This window comes from Lysobacter sp. N42 (assembly GCF_004344885.1).
On sequence record NZ_SKFB01000001.1, the window covers coordinates 724,468 to 739,497 of the forward strand.

Annotated in this window: 13 protein-coding genes; 3 read left to right on the forward strand and 10 right to left on the reverse strand. The window is 43.9% G+C overall.

The features are described from left to right. Window positions 1-37: 37 nt before the first annotated feature. Window positions 38-1,570, forward strand: a complete 1,533-nt coding sequence (gene putP / locus EYQ95_RS03610) for a sodium/proline symporter PutP (RefSeq protein WP_111914070.1) — start codon at window positions 38-40, stop codon at window positions 1,568-1,570. 58 nt (window positions 1,571-1,628) lie between these two features. Here the strand turns inward: putP and rssA are convergent, their stop codons facing one another. Continuing rightward, on the reverse strand, window positions 1,629-2,627 hold the full coding sequence (gene rssA, locus EYQ95_RS03615) for a patatin-like phospholipase RssA (RefSeq protein WP_111914069.1): 999 nt from the start codon (window positions 2,625-2,627) through the stop codon (window positions 1,629-1,631). A 91-nt stretch (window positions 2,628-2,718) separates the two neighbouring features. On the opposite strand from rssA, the gene EYQ95_RS03620 reads away from it, so the two are divergent. Next, entirely contained in the window at window positions 2,719-3,933 is a 1,215-nt protein-coding gene (locus EYQ95_RS03620; protein WP_111914068.1) for an EAL and HDOD domain-containing protein, read from the forward strand. Here EYQ95_RS03620 and EYQ95_RS03625 read toward each other — a convergent pair. From EYQ95_RS03625 to EYQ95_RS03635, 3 genes are all read right to left on the reverse strand, one after another. Continuing rightward, entirely contained in the window at window positions 3,930-5,726 is a 1,797-nt protein-coding gene (locus tag EYQ95_RS03625) for a DUF885 family protein (RefSeq protein ID WP_111914067.1), read from the reverse strand. The genes EYQ95_RS03620 and EYQ95_RS03625 overlap by 4 nt on opposite strands. Window positions 5,727-5,865: 139 nt before the next feature. Next, window positions 5,866-6,906, reverse strand: a complete 1,041-nt coding sequence (gene recA, locus EYQ95_RS03630) for a recombinase RecA (RefSeq protein ID WP_111914066.1) — start codon at window positions 6,904-6,906, stop codon at window positions 5,866-5,868. Between the two features lie 161 nt (window positions 6,907-7,067). Then, window positions 7,068-7,559: a CinA family protein gene (locus EYQ95_RS03635; protein WP_111914065.1), complete on the reverse strand. Its 492-nt coding sequence runs from the start codon at window positions 7,557-7,559 to the stop codon at window positions 7,068-7,070. A gap of 120 nt (window positions 7,560-7,679) precedes the next feature. On the opposite strand from EYQ95_RS03635, the gene mutS reads away from it, so the two are divergent. Further along, window positions 7,680-10,232 (forward strand): DNA mismatch repair protein MutS, encoded by a 2,553-nt coding sequence (gene mutS / locus EYQ95_RS03640; RefSeq protein WP_165831916.1) that lies wholly within the window; start codon window positions 7,680-7,682, stop codon window positions 10,230-10,232. Here the strand turns inward: mutS and rpoS are convergent. Genes rpoS through ispF form a run of 6 tightly spaced genes read right to left on the reverse strand, consistent with a single transcriptional unit; the run spans window position 10,229 to window position 15,028 of the window. Beyond that, window positions 10,229-11,215, reverse strand: coding sequence for an RNA polymerase sigma factor RpoS (gene rpoS / locus EYQ95_RS03645; protein WP_111914064.1), 987 nt, complete (start codon window positions 11,213-11,215; stop codon window positions 10,229-10,231). The two genes, mutS and rpoS, sit on opposite strands and share 4 nt — an antisense overlap. A 26-nt stretch (window positions 11,216-11,241) precedes the next feature. Next, window positions 11,242-12,123 carry a peptidoglycan DD-metalloendopeptidase family protein gene (locus tag EYQ95_RS03650; RefSeq protein WP_111914063.1) on the reverse strand — a complete coding sequence of 294 codons (882 nt, stop codon included), beginning with the start codon at window positions 12,121-12,123 and terminating at the stop codon, window positions 11,242-11,244. A 17-nt stretch (window positions 12,124-12,140) separates the two neighbouring features. Then, a complete protein-coding gene (locus EYQ95_RS03655) occupies window positions 12,141-12,785 on the reverse strand; it encodes a protein-L-isoaspartate(D-aspartate) O-methyltransferase (RefSeq protein WP_111914062.1) in 645 nt (214 codons plus the stop codon). Then, window positions 12,778-13,527 (reverse strand): 5'/3'-nucleotidase SurE, encoded by a 750-nt coding sequence (gene surE, locus EYQ95_RS03660; RefSeq protein ID WP_111914061.1) that lies wholly within the window; start codon window positions 13,525-13,527, stop codon window positions 12,778-12,780. The genes EYQ95_RS03655 and surE overlap by 8 nt, the downstream gene beginning before the upstream one ends. 2 nt (window positions 13,528-13,529) lie before the next feature. After that, window positions 13,530-14,552, reverse strand: a complete 1,023-nt coding sequence (gene truD / locus EYQ95_RS03665; RefSeq protein WP_111914060.1) for a tRNA pseudouridine(13) synthase TruD — start codon at window positions 14,550-14,552, stop codon at window positions 13,530-13,532. After that, window positions 14,552-15,028 (reverse strand): 2-C-methyl-D-erythritol 2,4-cyclodiphosphate synthase, encoded by a 477-nt coding sequence (gene ispF / locus EYQ95_RS03670; protein ID WP_111914059.1) that lies wholly within the window; start codon window positions 15,026-15,028, stop codon window positions 14,552-14,554. The genes truD and ispF overlap by 1 nt, the downstream gene beginning before the upstream one ends. Between the last annotated feature and the right edge of the window lie 2 nt (window positions 15,029-15,030).

Sequence of the window (15,030 nt, forward strand, 5' to 3'; positions counted from 1 at the left end):
ATTTTCTTTTAATTCAGTACACAACAGGAGCCTAATTTTGGAAACTGGTACGCTGATTTCTCTCGCAATTTACTTCATCGCAATGCTTGCCATTGGTATTTATGGCTACGTTAAGTCGACAAGTGACCTCTCCGACTACATGCTCGGCGGACGTCGTCTCGGCCCAGGTGTTACAGCATTGTCCGCTGGTGCTTCAGACATGAGTGGTTGGATGCTCATGGGTCTGCCAGGCGCATTCTTCGTAGCTGGCTTCTCGGAAGTATGGCTCTCTGTAGGTCTTGTAGTAGGTGCCTATATCAACTATCGAGTTGTTGCGCCAAGACTACGGGTATATACCGAAGTTGCAAAAGACTCTATTACCATTCCTGACTACTTTGAAAACCGTTTTCAGGATAAAAGCAGAGCTTTGCGTCTTATTTCAGCAGTAGTGATCATTATTTTCTTCACTCTTTACACTGCTTCAGGCGTATTCGCAGGCGGTACTTTATTTGAAAATGCGTTCGGCATGGACTTCCATACGGGTCTAATTGTGACCGCAGCAGTGGTTGTAGCCTACACATTGTTAGGTGGCTTCCTTGCTGTGAGCATGACGGACTTCGTACAGGGCTGCATTATGTTTGTCGCGCTAGTACTTGTACCCGTCGTAGCATTTACAGACATGGGCGGTATTGCACCGGTCACAGCAGAGGCCCGAGAACTAGGTCCTGATATGCTCAACCCGTTCTACGGGATGACTTTCTTCGGCACTATATCACTACTCGCATGGGGCTTCGGTTATTTCGGACAGCCACATATCATCGTGCGCTTCATGGCTATTAAGTCGGTAAAAGACTTTAAAGCTGCTCGCCGTATTGGTATGACTTGGATGACCGTCGCAATCATTGGCGCCATGTTAACGGGTCTAGCGGGTGCAGCTTATATGTCGATTAACGCTGCTGACGTAACCGTTGGTGATTATGTGAATAATGGTACGCTAGATAATTCAGAAACCATCTTTATCGTGATGTCTCAAATTCTGTTTCATCCATTAATTGGTGGATTCTTGTTAGCAGCCATTTTAGCAGCGATCATGAGTACAATTTCTTCACAGCTACTCGTAACTTCGAGTGCTCTTACTCAAGACTTCTATAAGAGTTTCTTGAACAAGAACGCAAGCGATAAGTTACAAGTATTGGTGGGTCGTATCTCGGTATTCCTCGTTTCTATCGTTGCAATTGCGCTTGTATGGAATCCAGAAGGTACTATTCTCGACCAAGTAGGTAATGCTTGGGCAGGATTTGGTGCTGCATTTGGTCCATTAATTATTATGAGCTTGTATTGGAAACGAATGACTCGCCAAGGTGCACTAGCGGGAATGATCGTGGGTGCGGTAACTGTATTGTTCTGGATTTACGTACCGGTATTGCCTGAAGGTGAATCACTAAGCTCTATCGTGTATGAAATGGTTCCAGGCGTTATTCTCTCAGCACTAGCCATTTACTTTGTAAGTAAAGCAACTGAAGCTCCTTCAGACGCTATCGACAAAGAATTTGACGATATGGAAGCGGTGCTTAGTAAAGAAGCCGAATAAATTAAAGCTAATAAAAAAGCGCAATGGTTTTAGCCATTGCGCTTTTTTTGTTTATTATTTAAGACTTTGGTCTCGGGGCTTCATCAATTCTCATATTTAAATGATGTAACTCTTCCAATATTTGCTCTTTCATGGCCATAGTCGTTTTATAACCAATATCAATTGCATGCTTTCCAAGCTCGAACTCCAATAACCCAATATCCCCCACTTTCGGCTGAAGTAACACGTCAGGGGGATCGCCCGCCATACGGGCTTTAGTAATCCGCTCTTGCATAATATCGATAGACCCCGCCATTACACCAAATACGCCGGGAGAAGACGGCTGACGAGAAAATTTCTCCTTTATTTGATCGATGTATGATTGGCTACGCGACAAAAAATTATGGAATAGGTTTTTATCTTTTTCCGTAGCTTTTCCTTCCTTACGTTCTACATCCTTTGCAGGCTGCTCCGACTTGGTGTTAGGCGCCTGTTCATTAGCTTGTTCTAACTCATCGTCTATGTGAATTTGCGAATTCAAATTTACAGCTATAACAAAGTCAGCTTCTAGCGCTCGAGCTAAAGATACAGGAACGGGATTAACCAATGCGCCGTCCACTAACCATCTTCCGTCAAACATCTTTGGAGCTAACAATCCAGGCATCGCACAGGAAGCACGTGCAACTTTGAATAAATTACCCTCTTTTAACCAAACTTCTCTGCCGGTATATAAATCAGTAGCTACAGCTGCAAAGGGTTTGTCTAGATTTTCCACAAGTATGTCGCCAAAACGTTCTTGCGCATGATTAAAAACTTTCTCACCAGAAATTACACCACCGCTAGACAAACCAAAATCGAGTAAATTAAACACTTTCCAACGATCCATGTCTCTAACCCACTCTTCAATTTCATCAAGCTTTCCGGCCGCGTAGGCCCCGCCAACCAAGCTTCCTATTGAAGTACCGGTTATAACATCAGGCTCAATTCCCATATCTTGCAGCGCTCTAATTACACCAATGTGAGCCCAGCCACGCGCCGCGCCAGAACCCAAAGCTAATCCAATTTTAATACGGTTCATCCGAAACCCCTTTGTTTCGCATTGCGTTAGTGAGTTGTTAGTAATATTATCTCTCTTTAATCTTAAATTAAGATATTAAACCCAAACTTCTATGTTTTTTTACATTGCGCGCCAACCAATCCTAGACAGAAACAAAGCGTTATTTGCGTACGAGTTATTGTTCCGTAATGGAACAGACAACGCTTTTCCGGATATATCAGCAGAAGTAGCAACGGCTAGCTTAATAGAAAACAGTCAACTTCAACATAGCGTCAATGAAATTACAGACCAACATTTAGCGTTTATTAACTTTTCTGAGAATGGAATTTTACAAGACCTTCCGGGGTTTCTCCCCAATCAACACGTCGTTGTCGAAGTCTTAGAAACCGTTACCCCTAGCCAGGAAGTCTTTGAAGCAATTAAGAGCTTAAAGTCACGGGGCTACAAAGTTGCGCTGGATGATTACGATTTTAACCCTGAGTGGGACTCAATACTCCAGTTTATCGACATTATTAAAGTCGACTTAATGGCGAGTAGCCGGCGCCAAATTGAAGACCTACTAGCATTAGCCAAAACATCAAACTTTAAATTATTGGCCGAGAAGGTTGAGACTCAAAAAGAGTTTGAAACCTGTATGAAAGACGGTTTTGAATATTTCCAAGGCTACTTTTTTGCCAGGCCAGAAATAGTTCAAAAACGCTCATTAACACCCAACCAGCTCATTTACACCCAGCTTTTGCAAGCATGCGCCCAACCGGAACTTGATTTCGACTCAATTAATCAATTAATGTCTCGCGACGTGGGTATAACCTACAAACTGCTTCGTTATGTAAACGCCCCCGTTCACGGTATTTCCAAGCCTATAGAGTCCTTGCGTCAAGCGATAGTCTACCTAGGCGAGCAACAAATAAAGAAATTTACAGCGGTTATTGCAGCTGCACAGCTTGGGGAGAGTAAGCCTTCAGAGCTCGTTCGCTTATCAATTGTGCGCGCACACATGTGCGAGCAAATAGCCGTTGCATGTAAGGTTCAAATTGATCCAGAGAAAGCATTCCTTACAGGTATGTTTTCTTTGTTAGAAGCTTTATTAGACGAACCGCTGCAAACTATTATGTCTAGAATTGAGCTTGGCACAGAAATAAGAACAGCCCTTCTCGATAAAAAAGGGCCTTTGGCATTCTGTTTAGGCTTGGTTTGTTTCTATGAAAAAGCAAATTGGGCCAAAGTAAAAACCGTTGCAGAACGACTCCACGTTTCTGAAGACGAACTACCCAGCTTTTATCTTAATGCTTTAAATTGGGCTAATGCACTGTCTAACGCAGATTAAGACTTTTCCTCCGCTATCCAGCGTATTATTTGCTGCTCTAAAATCGCAAGTGGTAATGAACCATTTCTTAGCACTTCATAGTGAAAGTCTCTAAGGGAAAAACTCTCTCCCAGTTCCTCTTCCGCCAAAGCTCTTAACTCAGCTATTTTTAACTGCCCAATTTTATAGGCTGTTGCCTGACCTGGCAGAGCCATAAATCGTTCGGCTTCTGAAACAGCACGAGCTTCGGCTACAGGCGCGTTAGCGTACATATAGTCCAACACTTCTTGTCTAGACCAGCCAAATTGATGTATTCCTGTATCCACAACCAAACGTATAGAACGCCACAGTTCTGCGATAAGCTGCCCGTAACTGTCATACGGTCCATAAATACCTAACTCGTCCCCTAGTGTTTCAGAATAGAGCCCCCACCCCTCTGCATAAGCTACGGCAATACTAAACCGCCTAAAACGAGGCAATTCTGTTAATTCACGTTGTAACGCAAGTTGATAATGATGCCCCGGAATAGCCTCATGCAACGTAAGTGCACCTTTTGCCCATGTAGGTCGGGCTTCAAGACCATAGGTATTCAAATAGAATATCCCCGGGCGAGAACCATCCTCCGAGGGAACTGAATAGCTACCAGAGCTAGCAGATTGCTCTCGAAAAGCTTCTACTCTGCGTATTTCATAACCTGCATTGGGAAGTAACTCTGGGTCAAAAATAAGGTGAGCACGCTCTTCAATAAGCGCGGCAAAGGCTCGGTAGTCTGCCAGCATTGCCTCTGGTGACTCATAATGAAATTGAGGATCGTCACGCGTGAAAACGAAAAACTCTTCTAAAGTACCTTCAAAACCAACTTCAGACATAATCGCACGTATTTCGTCATGAATACGGCTCACTTCATTCAAGCCAATATTATGAATTTCACTTGGCGTTAATGCAGTTGTTGTTTGTCGTGAAACCTCAAATGCATACCACTCTTCCCCGCCAGGTAGCGCGCTTAGGCCATAGCTATCAGTTCTTGAAGCAGGTAAATATGTCTCCACAAGGTAGTCGTGTAATTTTTGGTACGCAGGCAGTACCTCATCGGTAATCACTTGCTCATACGCGACCGAAAGCTCGACCTGGAGATCAGGTGAAATATTCTCCGGAAAATCATTCAATGGACGGTAGAACAAGCTCTCCTGCACTGTATCAACCAAATGCGCAGAAACTTGAGCTATAACTCGTTCAGTCAAAACACGTGGCTGTACAATCTGTTGCTCAATGCCGGTATTCATGTTTTCTATTAACTGATCAAATACATTGGGTATTTGTTGCATGCGGCTCAGCCAATGGCGGTAATCTTCTTCGTCTTGGAATGGTTGGAAAGAACCTCCAGCACCAAGTTGAGCATACTGGTTTGTCACGTTGTACATTTGATTCAATGGAATTAAATGTGTCGGATGCTCTAATCGCGCCAACGACATCTCACGATTGTACTTAAAGATGTCGTAACTTAGCTGGTCTTCTTCATTTAATAATTCGCGCTCGACCATATTAAGCGCAATGAGAAACTCCTCTTCTAATAGTGCAGAACGCTCTCTGTATTCAGCTGTATATGGATTGCCTAATTCTGAGTCGTAAGTGTCAATACCAATTGAAGTAGCTTCTAACGGATTGAGTTCTAAATTCGCTGCGAAATAGTCATCAAATATTCGGTGTAGCGTTGTCGACGTTTCGGCCTGTTGTTGCTGTTGCTCCTGCTCTGAAACAGGTGTACAAGCAACTACTCCAAATACAAAAACCAGACTCAGAAAACGAGATTTCATGCATTACCCTCTGTGTCATTCTTCTCATAGTAGAAATCATAACCCAGATTAGGCACAAACTCACAGATATTAAAAAAATGAGGGTCAGTTATGCAACTGACCCTCATTCATTATTGATATGTATTCCTGCAGGCTTTGATTACTCGGCTGGAGGAACTTCTGCATCAAGTACTTCGTCTTCAGACTCAGTAGGTTTCAACAGCAACATATCGCGAAGCTTTTTCTCAATTTCTTGCGAAATATCTACATTCTCAGCAAGGAATTTCATAGAGTTAGCCTTACCTTGACCGATCTTATCGCCTTTATAAGAATACCAAGCACCCGCTTTCTCAATTAACTTATGCTTCACGCCTAAATCAATTAACTCACCCTCTTTAGAAATACCTGCTCCGTACATGATCTGGAACAACGCTTCTTTAAATGGCGGAGCTACTTTATTCTTAACGACTTTAACTCGAGTTTCGTTACCTACAACTTCATCGCCCTCTTTCAAAGAGCCAATGCGACGAATATCTAAACGTACTGACGAATAGAATTTTAATGCATTACCACCCGTTGTAGTTTCAGGGCTACCAAACATCACACCAATTTTCATACGAATTTGGTTGATGAAAATACACATTGTATTCGACTTTTTAATGTTCGCAGTTAGTTTACGTAACGCCTGAGACATAAGTCGGGCTTGCAAGCCAACATGACTATCACCCATTTCACCTTCAATTTCAGCTTTAGGTGTTAGAGCCGCCACAGAGTCCACAATGATGACATCTACAGCCCCAGAGCGTACCAACATATCGCAAATTTCAAGCGCTTGTTCGCCAGTGTCTGGTTGTGACACAAGCAATTCGTCAACATTTACGCCTAGTCGTTCAGCATAAACAGGATCCAAAGCATGTTCGGCATCAACGAAAGCACAAGTTTTACCTTTACGCTGTGCTTCAGCGATAACTTGCAAAGTAAGCGTTGTTTTACCACTTGATTCTGGGCCGTAGATTTCAACAACACGACCACAAGGTAAACCACCAATTCCAAGTGCTATGTCCAAACTTAATGAACCTGTGGATACAGACTCAATATCCATCGCACGGTTGTCACCCAACTTCATAATTGCGCCTTTACCAAATTGACGTTCAATTTGACCTAACGCAGCTGTTAATGCCTTTTGCTTATTGTCGTTCATGCTGTGGCTCCAATTTCTTATTCGTGAATGGCTCTTAGTATACTGTCTATCTATACAGTATCAAGCATGTTCAGAGATATTCATGAGATATTATTCTAACGCCTTGTTTATTATTGTTTTTAATTTATCTAAAAAAAGCGAACTGATGTTTTATACAGTAATTAACCATGGTGTTGTAACAAGCTAGCAAGCTTTGCTAATGCATACGTTGCGGCTTGCTCGCGAATAGCTTCCCGGTTACCCGAAAACTGTTTCGTTTCTTGAAATAACTGATCTTTTAATGCCCACCCAAAGCACACTGTGCCAACAGGCTTTTGGGCACTACCTCCTTCTGGACCCGCAATACCTGATACACTCAGGGTAACTTCACAGTTCAACGAAAATTGTGTTCCTCGTGCCATTTCAGCAACACACTGCTCTGAAACGGCACCAAATTCTTCTAGAGTTTCACGCTTCACGTTCAGTAAGTTTTCTTTCATGGCGTTACTGTAACTAACAATCCCGCCCTCAAACCAACGCGAACTTCCAGGCAAGCTCGTGCAAATTCCTGCGATCATACCACCAGTGCACGACTCAGCCGTTCCAAATCGCCATTTTTTATGGAGTAGCTGCTCAGCGATTTGCGCTACTCTTATTTTATCGCTTGTAGCCATCCTCAATCACTCCTGTGTTAAGATTGTTTAGGCCTTGTGTTTGCTTCTTATGGCGAACATGACATCATCACTAAAACGTGATCACTACAACATAAAATAAAACGATAAGAAACGATAAACATGACGTCTGCAGATTTATCATCTCACACCCCTATGATGCGCCAATACCTTAAAATTAAAGCTGAGCATCAGGATATTTTACTTTTTTACCGAATGGGTGACTTTTACGAACTTTTTTATCAAGACGCCGTAAAAGCAGCAGAGCTACTCGACATTTCACTCACTCACCGCGGTAAGTCTGCAGGTACACCAATTCCTATGGCGGGCGTTCCTTATCACGCGGTCGACAATTATTTAGCCCGTCTTATACGCATGGGACAGTCCATTGCAATTTGTGAGCAAATAGGCGATCCGGCAACCTCTAAAGGCCCAGTAGAACGAAAAGTTGTGCGTGTACTGACGCCTGGAACCGTCAGTGATGAGTCGTTTCTGAACGCATCACAAAGCAACACCTTAATTGCGCTAACTAAGCTACAAAATGGCTACTCTTTAGCCAGTATCGAAATAAGCACGGCACAGTTTAAGGTCTATGAAATAGAAGCTGAACATCAGTTGCTGAGTGAAATTGAACGTTTACAGCCAGCAGAAATACTTTACCCTGAAGGCGAGTCTTTATTACCTGCTATTGCTACGCATTCAGGTTTACGTAAACGCCCCGTCTGGGACTTTGATGCAGACAGTGCAACACAAGCATTGTGTCGCCAATTTAATGTCAAAGACCTATTAGGGTTTGGTATACCGTCAGAACACCGTGGTTTACCCGCTGCCGGTTGTATCTTGCAATACGTGAAAGAGACACAGCGCAGCGCGTTGCCCCATTTAACAGCCCTACTTCCAGAACATGAAGACGACTATATCGCTTTAGATAAAGCTACTCGTAAAAACTTAGAGCTTACACAAAACCTTTCAGGCGGGCAGTCACATACTTTGCTCTCAGTTCTTAACCGCACACAAACGGCAATGGGAAGTCGTCTACTTCACGAATGGTTACATAAACCTTTACGCCGTATACCTCAAATAGAAAGCAGACTGGACGCTATTACAAATTGCTTAACCAACTCAGTCTACGTAGAACTTCGTGAGTCACTATCCAGAGTTGGCGATATAGAGCGTATATTAGCCCGAATAGCGCTAGGCACGGCGAGACCGCGAGACCTTTCAAGACTTCGAGACAGCCTGAAAGAAGTAGCTATATTAAGACAACACTTTAGCGATGCGGATATACACCCGCTCGTAGATAATCCGCCTGAAATAGATGAAGTCATCCAGCTTCTGAAACGCGCGATTATCGAGAACCCTCCCGTCATTATTCGTGATGGTGGCGTAATTGCTAAGGGATACGACACAGAACTAGACGAGTTAAGAGCGTTAGCCCAAGGTGGCGTTGCCGAACTTGAACAGCTGGAGCAGCAAGAACGTGAGCGCACCGGGATTCAGCAGCTCAAGATAGGCTACAACAAGGTTCATGGTTATTACATTGAAACCAGCAAGGCCGCCGCAGAACTCGTACCTGCTGAGTATCAAAGACGACAAACGTTAAAGAATGTAGAGCGTTATATTATTCCTGAGTTGCAGAGCTTTGAAGAGAAAGTACTCGCCAGTCAGTCACAAGCACTAGCGAGAGAGAAAAGCTTATATATGCAGCTTATCGAAAGCTTATTAGAGCCCTTAGTAGTGTTACAACAGATAGGACAGCAAATTGCTCGCCTTGACGTCTTTGCCAACTTTGCGGAGCGTAGCGAGTCGCTTAACCTGTCTCGCCCTAAATTCGTTAACGGCCCAACTTTGGAAATTAACGAAGGACGCCATATCGTTGTGGAAAACTCTCAGGATGAGCCTTTTATTCCTAACGACGTGTCTTTTAAACAAAGCGGAAAGCTTCAAGTTATCACCGGGCCCAATATGGGGGGTAAATCAACATTTATGCGCCAAACCGCGCTCATTGTTTTAATGGCACATATGGGTTGCTTTATCCCTGCCAGCTCAGCTCTTATTGGCCCCATCGACAAAATATTTACGCGTGTCGGTGCCGCAGACGAATTAGCCTCTGGCCGTTCAACGTTCATGGTTGAGATGACAGAAACCGCCAACATTTTGCACCACGCAACGGCTAATAGTTTAGTTCTCATGGACGAAATAGGCCGTGGTACGTCAACCTATGACGGACTTTCTTTAGCCTGGGCCACAGCACACCAGTTAGCTAAGTTAGGCTCTTATACGTTATTTGCGACACATTACTTTGAGCTTACGGAACTCACAAAAGATATCGATGGCGTTCTCAACCTACATTTAGACGCAGTAGAACAAGGCGATTCAATTGCGTTTAAACACAAGGTTGAACCTGGTGCAGCAAGCAAAAGCTTTGGTATTCAAGTGGCTAAACTAGCGGGTGTACCCGGGCCTGTTCTTGAACATGCAAGAAAGAAGCTTCACCAACTTGAATTACAAAATAAAGACAATGAAAGTCCGAAGGAATCAGTTGAGCAACCCACGTTGTTTGATCAAGTAGATACTCCAGATCCTCGAATTAAGCGAATAGAAGAACTCAACGTGGACGATTTGAGTCCGCGTCAAGCTCTAGCATTTCTATATGAGTTAAAAGAGAAACTTTAATTCAGAGAGAATATGGCTTCTAAGCTTAAGCCTTGTTGCTGCAATATGTCTTTAAGGCGGCGCAAGGCTTCCACTTGAATTTGGCGTACTCTCTCACGAGTGAGCCCAATCTCTCGCCCGACATCCTCTAGAGTGGACGGTTCGTAACCAATTAATCCGAAACGACGTGCCAACACTTCTTTTTGTTTCGGGTTCAGTTCGTCCAACCAATCTACGATACGATCATGCATATCGTCATCTTGTAAAATCGACTCGGGACCACCAGCCTTTTCATCAGCAATAATGTCTAACAGCCCTTTTTCGCTATCACCAGCGATTGGTGTGTCTACAGAAGAGATGCGTTCATTGAGTCGCAGCATTTTGTTTACGTCAGCAACAGGCTTTTCCAGGCTACGTGCTATATCTTCAGCAGTAGGTTCGTGATCGAGTTTATGGGCAAGTTCGCGAGCCGCGCGCAGGTATACGTTCAACTCTTTGACAACATGAATCGGTAGCCTGATCGTGCGAGTTTGATTCATGATCGCCCGTTCAATAGTTTGACGGATCCACCAAGTGGCATAGGTTGAAAAACGAAAGCCCCGCTCAGGGTCAAACTTTTCTACCGCACGAATTAAGCCGAGATTACCCTCTTCGATTAGGTCTAATAAGGCCAAACCTCGATTGTTATAACGGCGTGCAATTTTAACTACCAAACGTAAGTTACTCTCAATCATACGTTGACGAGACTTCACGCAGCCTTTTAAAGCCTTGCGTGCAAAGTAAACTTCTTCTTCGGCAGTTAATAAAGGTGAGAAACCGATTTCACCCAAGTACATTTGAGTGGCATCGAGTTTTTTCTGGTATTTGTTTTGGCTTGCTAGAGCTTCCTCTAGTTCTTCGTCAATCTCGTTACGAGCATCATCTTCGTTGAGAACTTCTTGCTCTTGGTTCAGCTCTTCATAGTTATCTTCCGACGCTTTCGAAGCATCTTGTGTACCAGCCATACGTCCTCCTAGGTTTCAACCTAGTGTTATCGTGAGCGTGGCAAATAGTTCTCTGGGTTAACTGAATTGCCTCGAAACCTCATTTCAAACCTAAGTCGAACATCACTTCTACCGCTACTACCCATCGTCGCTATTTGCTCGCCGGCCTCAACCCACTGTTGTTCCTCAACTAGGATTTCGTCATTGTGGCCGTAAGCTGTTATATAATCATCGTTATGTTTCATTATGATTAAGCGACCATAACCTCTTAATGCAGTTCCGGTATAAACGACCTTGCCAGCTTCTGCAGCAACCACTGCATCTCCCCGTTGACCGCTAAATTCCATGCCATTGTTCGCTGGGGCTTGCGTTGAAAAGCGCCTAGAAACATTGCCAGTTGAAGGCCATCTCCAACGCAGATCAGCATTTCGAACTTGTCGCTCTCGACGTTGAACCCTTTCAGTAATCGGCTGAATTTCTGGTTCTTTTTCTGTGGTTACATTTTCACCATACTCCGCTTGGCTAGCGGTGGCAACTGGCTCGGTTAGATCATTTCGTTGGGAAATGTCTGAGTTATTATTACTATTTTGACTAACTGTACTTCTTGTAGAGTTTGGAACTGAAGGAGAATTCGAGCCTCCACGAAGCTGCAATACTTGTCCCGGATATATAGTGAATGGCTCTTGTAGTTGGTTTATACGGGTAATCTCTCGCATATCCATATTGGCACGAAAGGCAATAGAATACAGTGTATCACCCGGTCTCACTTCGTAGGTGTCCGCACTCCATGAGGCTTGTTGATAGTCGTGGTAAGTCGCACCGCGGTAAACTTGCTCTACTGGTGCTGGCGTATGTGGAGACGCACAAGACAACAACAGGAAAGAACCCACCCCATAAGCAACTATCTTCAGCGATTGTATTGTTCTCATGAGGTACGTTTCCCTTCCTAAGTTAACTTTCCTTGCACTAATGGCACGAAGCGCACTTCGCCTAGCGCTTGTATTTTGTATTCGTCACCTTGGCGTTCAATAACACGTAACTCCTGCACATCTTCACCCACAGGAATAACCATTCGTCCACCGTCTTCACTAAGCTGCTCTAACAATGCTTGAGGTACTTCAGATGCAGCAGCAGTAACCAAAATACCGTCAAATGGTCCTTTGCTATTCCAACCTAGCCATCCATCGCCATGTTTCATATTAATGTTGTGAAGATCCAAGGCTTTTAAACGACGTTTCGCTTGATACTGCAAAGGGCTAATTCGCTCTACTGAGAAAACTCGATCTACTAATTGAGCGAGAATAGCTGTCTGATATCCAGAACCCGTGCCTATCTCAAGAACCTTTTCCATCGGGCGCTCAGCATCTAACAACAGCGCTGTCATTTTCGCAACAATAAAAGGTTGTGAAATAGTTTGCCCGTTACCAATAGGTAAAGCTGTATTCTCATAAGCTTTATGAGCCAGAGACTCAGGCATAAAAGCATGGCGAGGTGTGCGCTCTACCACTTGTAAAACTTGCGTATTTTTAACATCTAGGCTTTTTAATAATTCAACTAATTTACGAGCCTGTCCCTGAAAATTCTTAAGCATAATTGTTAAGCCACTTCTCCATTAATTCCCAATCTCTATGTGCTGTCATGTCTACAGTAATAGGTGTAACCGAAACATAGCCCTCATGCACTGCTGCAAAATCAGTACCTGGGCCATCGTCTCGCTTATGCCCAACTGGGCCATACCAATAAATATCGTTTCCCCGAGGATCCTTTTGATGAATCATACCCTCAGCTTTGTGTCGGCTACCCAATCTCGTTAACCGTAAGCCTTTCAAACTGTCGTATGGAACATTAGGAACATTCACATTCAATACAAAGTCAGCAGAGAGCGGCTCACCTTGAAGCCTTTTAACTAAATCTGCTACAACACGGGCTGCAGTTTCATAATGTTCATGGCCGTAACTTCCCATCGAGACCGCAATAGCCGGAAACCCCATGTGACGCCCCTCTGTCGCTGCCGCAACCGTGCCAGAATAAATAACGTCATCGCCCATGTTTGGAGCATCATTAATACCCGATACAACTAAATCAGGTGTGTCGCTTAGCGGAGAGTTAGTACCAATGTGAACGCAGTCTGTTGGTGTACCGTTTACAGAATAAAAACCGTTCTCAAGTTTCTCAACACGCAAGGGACTATGTAGAGTTAACGAGTTACTGGCTCCGCTACAGTTACGGTCAGGCGCGATAACTCTCACCTCTGCTATGTCACATAAAGCTTCATTCAAGGCTTTTAAGCCCGGAGCTCTAACACCATCATCATTGCTTAAAAGAATTTTCATGCTTAACCTTGAACGTCTACCAATTCACGAATTACTGCGGTCGCAAAAGCGCCTGTTTCTAAAGTAAATGATAGGACGAGTTCATTTTCAGAAAGCTCCCATTCAAATGCTTCAGGCTTCAACCAAATCGGTCGTCTTGAGGCTTCTAAACCAATTTTAATAAGGTTATCCTGCCAATCTCTAAACTGTTCGACAACCGAATCTTCAAAGACTTTCGCGTCGCTAGAAACAAGTTCTTTACCCCGCCCAACTAACGGCCCAGTAATACGTACATCTCCCGCAGCTAACCTCTCTGTCAGCTCATCTAAGTTATCATCTTCTGAACTTGCAAACACCGAGTTGGAGCCTGAGAGCTGCATAACATCGCCTTTTAAAATATGGCTTGCACCATATTGTTTTAGACGTTTACTAACGTAGTGATTAAAAATCCAAGAACGGGCCGCAGAAAGCGCCATACTTCTCGCTTGTCTATTTTTGACCTTTTTACCTGAAAATATAGATTCAGCTATCGCTAAATTATGCTGATCTCGCCCAAACCGTTGCTCTCCAAAATAATTAGGAACGCCATCGTTTTGTATATGGACTAAGCGCTGCTCTAGCTGCTTCACATTGCCTTGCAGGTTTTTCACACGTATCACAAACCGATTAAACTTGTGTGTACCTCGGCGTAGCTTTCTCGTCGACTGAACAACTTGCAATACACGCGTATTGTCTAATTCAAATTGCGCCCAGTCCACTTCACTTAATGCGTTAAGTTCAACTGAAAACCATTGGCGTGTGACAGCATTTCTATCTTTTAGGCCAGAGTAACTTACGGAACTAGGAGGAACCTCCGCAAACTTAGCTAGCGCTCTCGCCACGTAGTCGGTGTTGTTATCGATTTTCTCAACGTCTAGCCAAAAGTGTTGCCCTCGTTCGTTAGCCTCGGGTTCAAAACCTAAAACCTCTACCACTTGGAAGTCCTGTGGCGTATCACGAAGTGTTCCGGTCACTTCTGGCTTTTGTGTTTCGTAACTCCAATCCATTAACTTTGTCCAACCAAAAGTACGGTAGCCATTGCTGCAATACCCTCTTTTCTGCCGGTAAATCCGAGCTTTTCAGTGGTCGTTGCTTTCACATTGACCAGGCTCGTAGAAATACCTAGGATCTCAGCAATACGATTCTTCATTGCTTCTCGGTATGGGTTAACCTTTGGGGCTTCACAAATTAAAGTAACGTCCAAATTTCCTACGTTATAACCTAAGTCTAAAACCCGCTTAAAAACAGCCTGCAATAACACACTGCTATCTGCGCCTTTATATTGAGGGTCGTTATCAGGAAACCAAACACCAATATCACCTTCACCTATAGCTCCCAAAAAGGCATCAGCAAGTGCATGAAGTCCAACATCACCATCTGAATGCGCTAGCAAGCCTTGCTCTGAAGGAACTTTTACACCCAACAGCGTAACCGGTCCTTCACCACCAAACTTGTGAACATCAAAGCCTTGACCTATTCGCATTT

Excerpts from the sequence above, each read along its gene's own strand:
- recA (WP_111914066.1), bottom strand. The coding sequence starts at position 6,906 with ATGAACGACAATAAGCAAAAGGCATTAACAGCTGCGTTAGGTCAAATT.
- EYQ95_RS03650 (WP_111914063.1), bottom strand. The coding sequence starts at position 12,123 with ATGAGAACAATACAATCGCTGAAGATAGTTGCTTATGGGGTGGGTTCT.
- truD (WP_111914060.1), bottom strand. The coding sequence starts at position 14,552 with ATGGATTGGAGTTACGAAACACAAAAGCCAGAAGTGACCGGAACACTT.
- rssA (WP_111914069.1), bottom strand. The coding sequence starts at position 2,627 with ATGAACCGTATTAAAATTGGATTAGCTTTGGGTTCTGGCGCGGCGCGT.
- rpoS (WP_111914064.1), bottom strand. The coding sequence starts at position 11,215 with ATGGCTGGTACACAAGATGCTTCGAAAGCGTCGGAAGATAACTATGAA.
- EYQ95_RS03625 (WP_111914067.1), bottom strand. The coding sequence starts at position 5,726 with ATGAAATCTCGTTTTCTGAGTCTGGTTTTTGTATTTGGAGTAGTTGCT.
- ispF (WP_111914059.1), bottom strand. The coding sequence starts at position 15,028 with ATGCGAATAGGTCAAGGCTTTGATGTTCACAAGTTTGGTGGTGAAGGA.
- EYQ95_RS03620 (WP_111914068.1), top strand. The coding sequence starts at position 2,719 with ATGTTTTTTTACATTGCGCGCCAACCAATCCTAGACAGAAACAAAGCG.
- surE (WP_111914061.1), bottom strand. The coding sequence starts at position 13,527 with ATGAAAATTCTTTTAAGCAATGATGATGGTGTTAGAGCTCCGGGCTTA.
- EYQ95_RS03635 (WP_111914065.1), bottom strand. The coding sequence starts at position 7,559 with ATGGCTACAAGCGATAAAATAAGAGTAGCGCAAATCGCTGAGCAGCTA.
- mutS (WP_165831916.1), top strand. The coding sequence starts at position 7,680 with ATGACGTCTGCAGATTTATCATCTCACACCCCTATGATGCGCCAATAC.
- EYQ95_RS03655 (WP_111914062.1), bottom strand. The coding sequence starts at position 12,785 with ATGCTTAAGAATTTTCAGGGACAGGCTCGTAAATTAGTTGAATTATTA.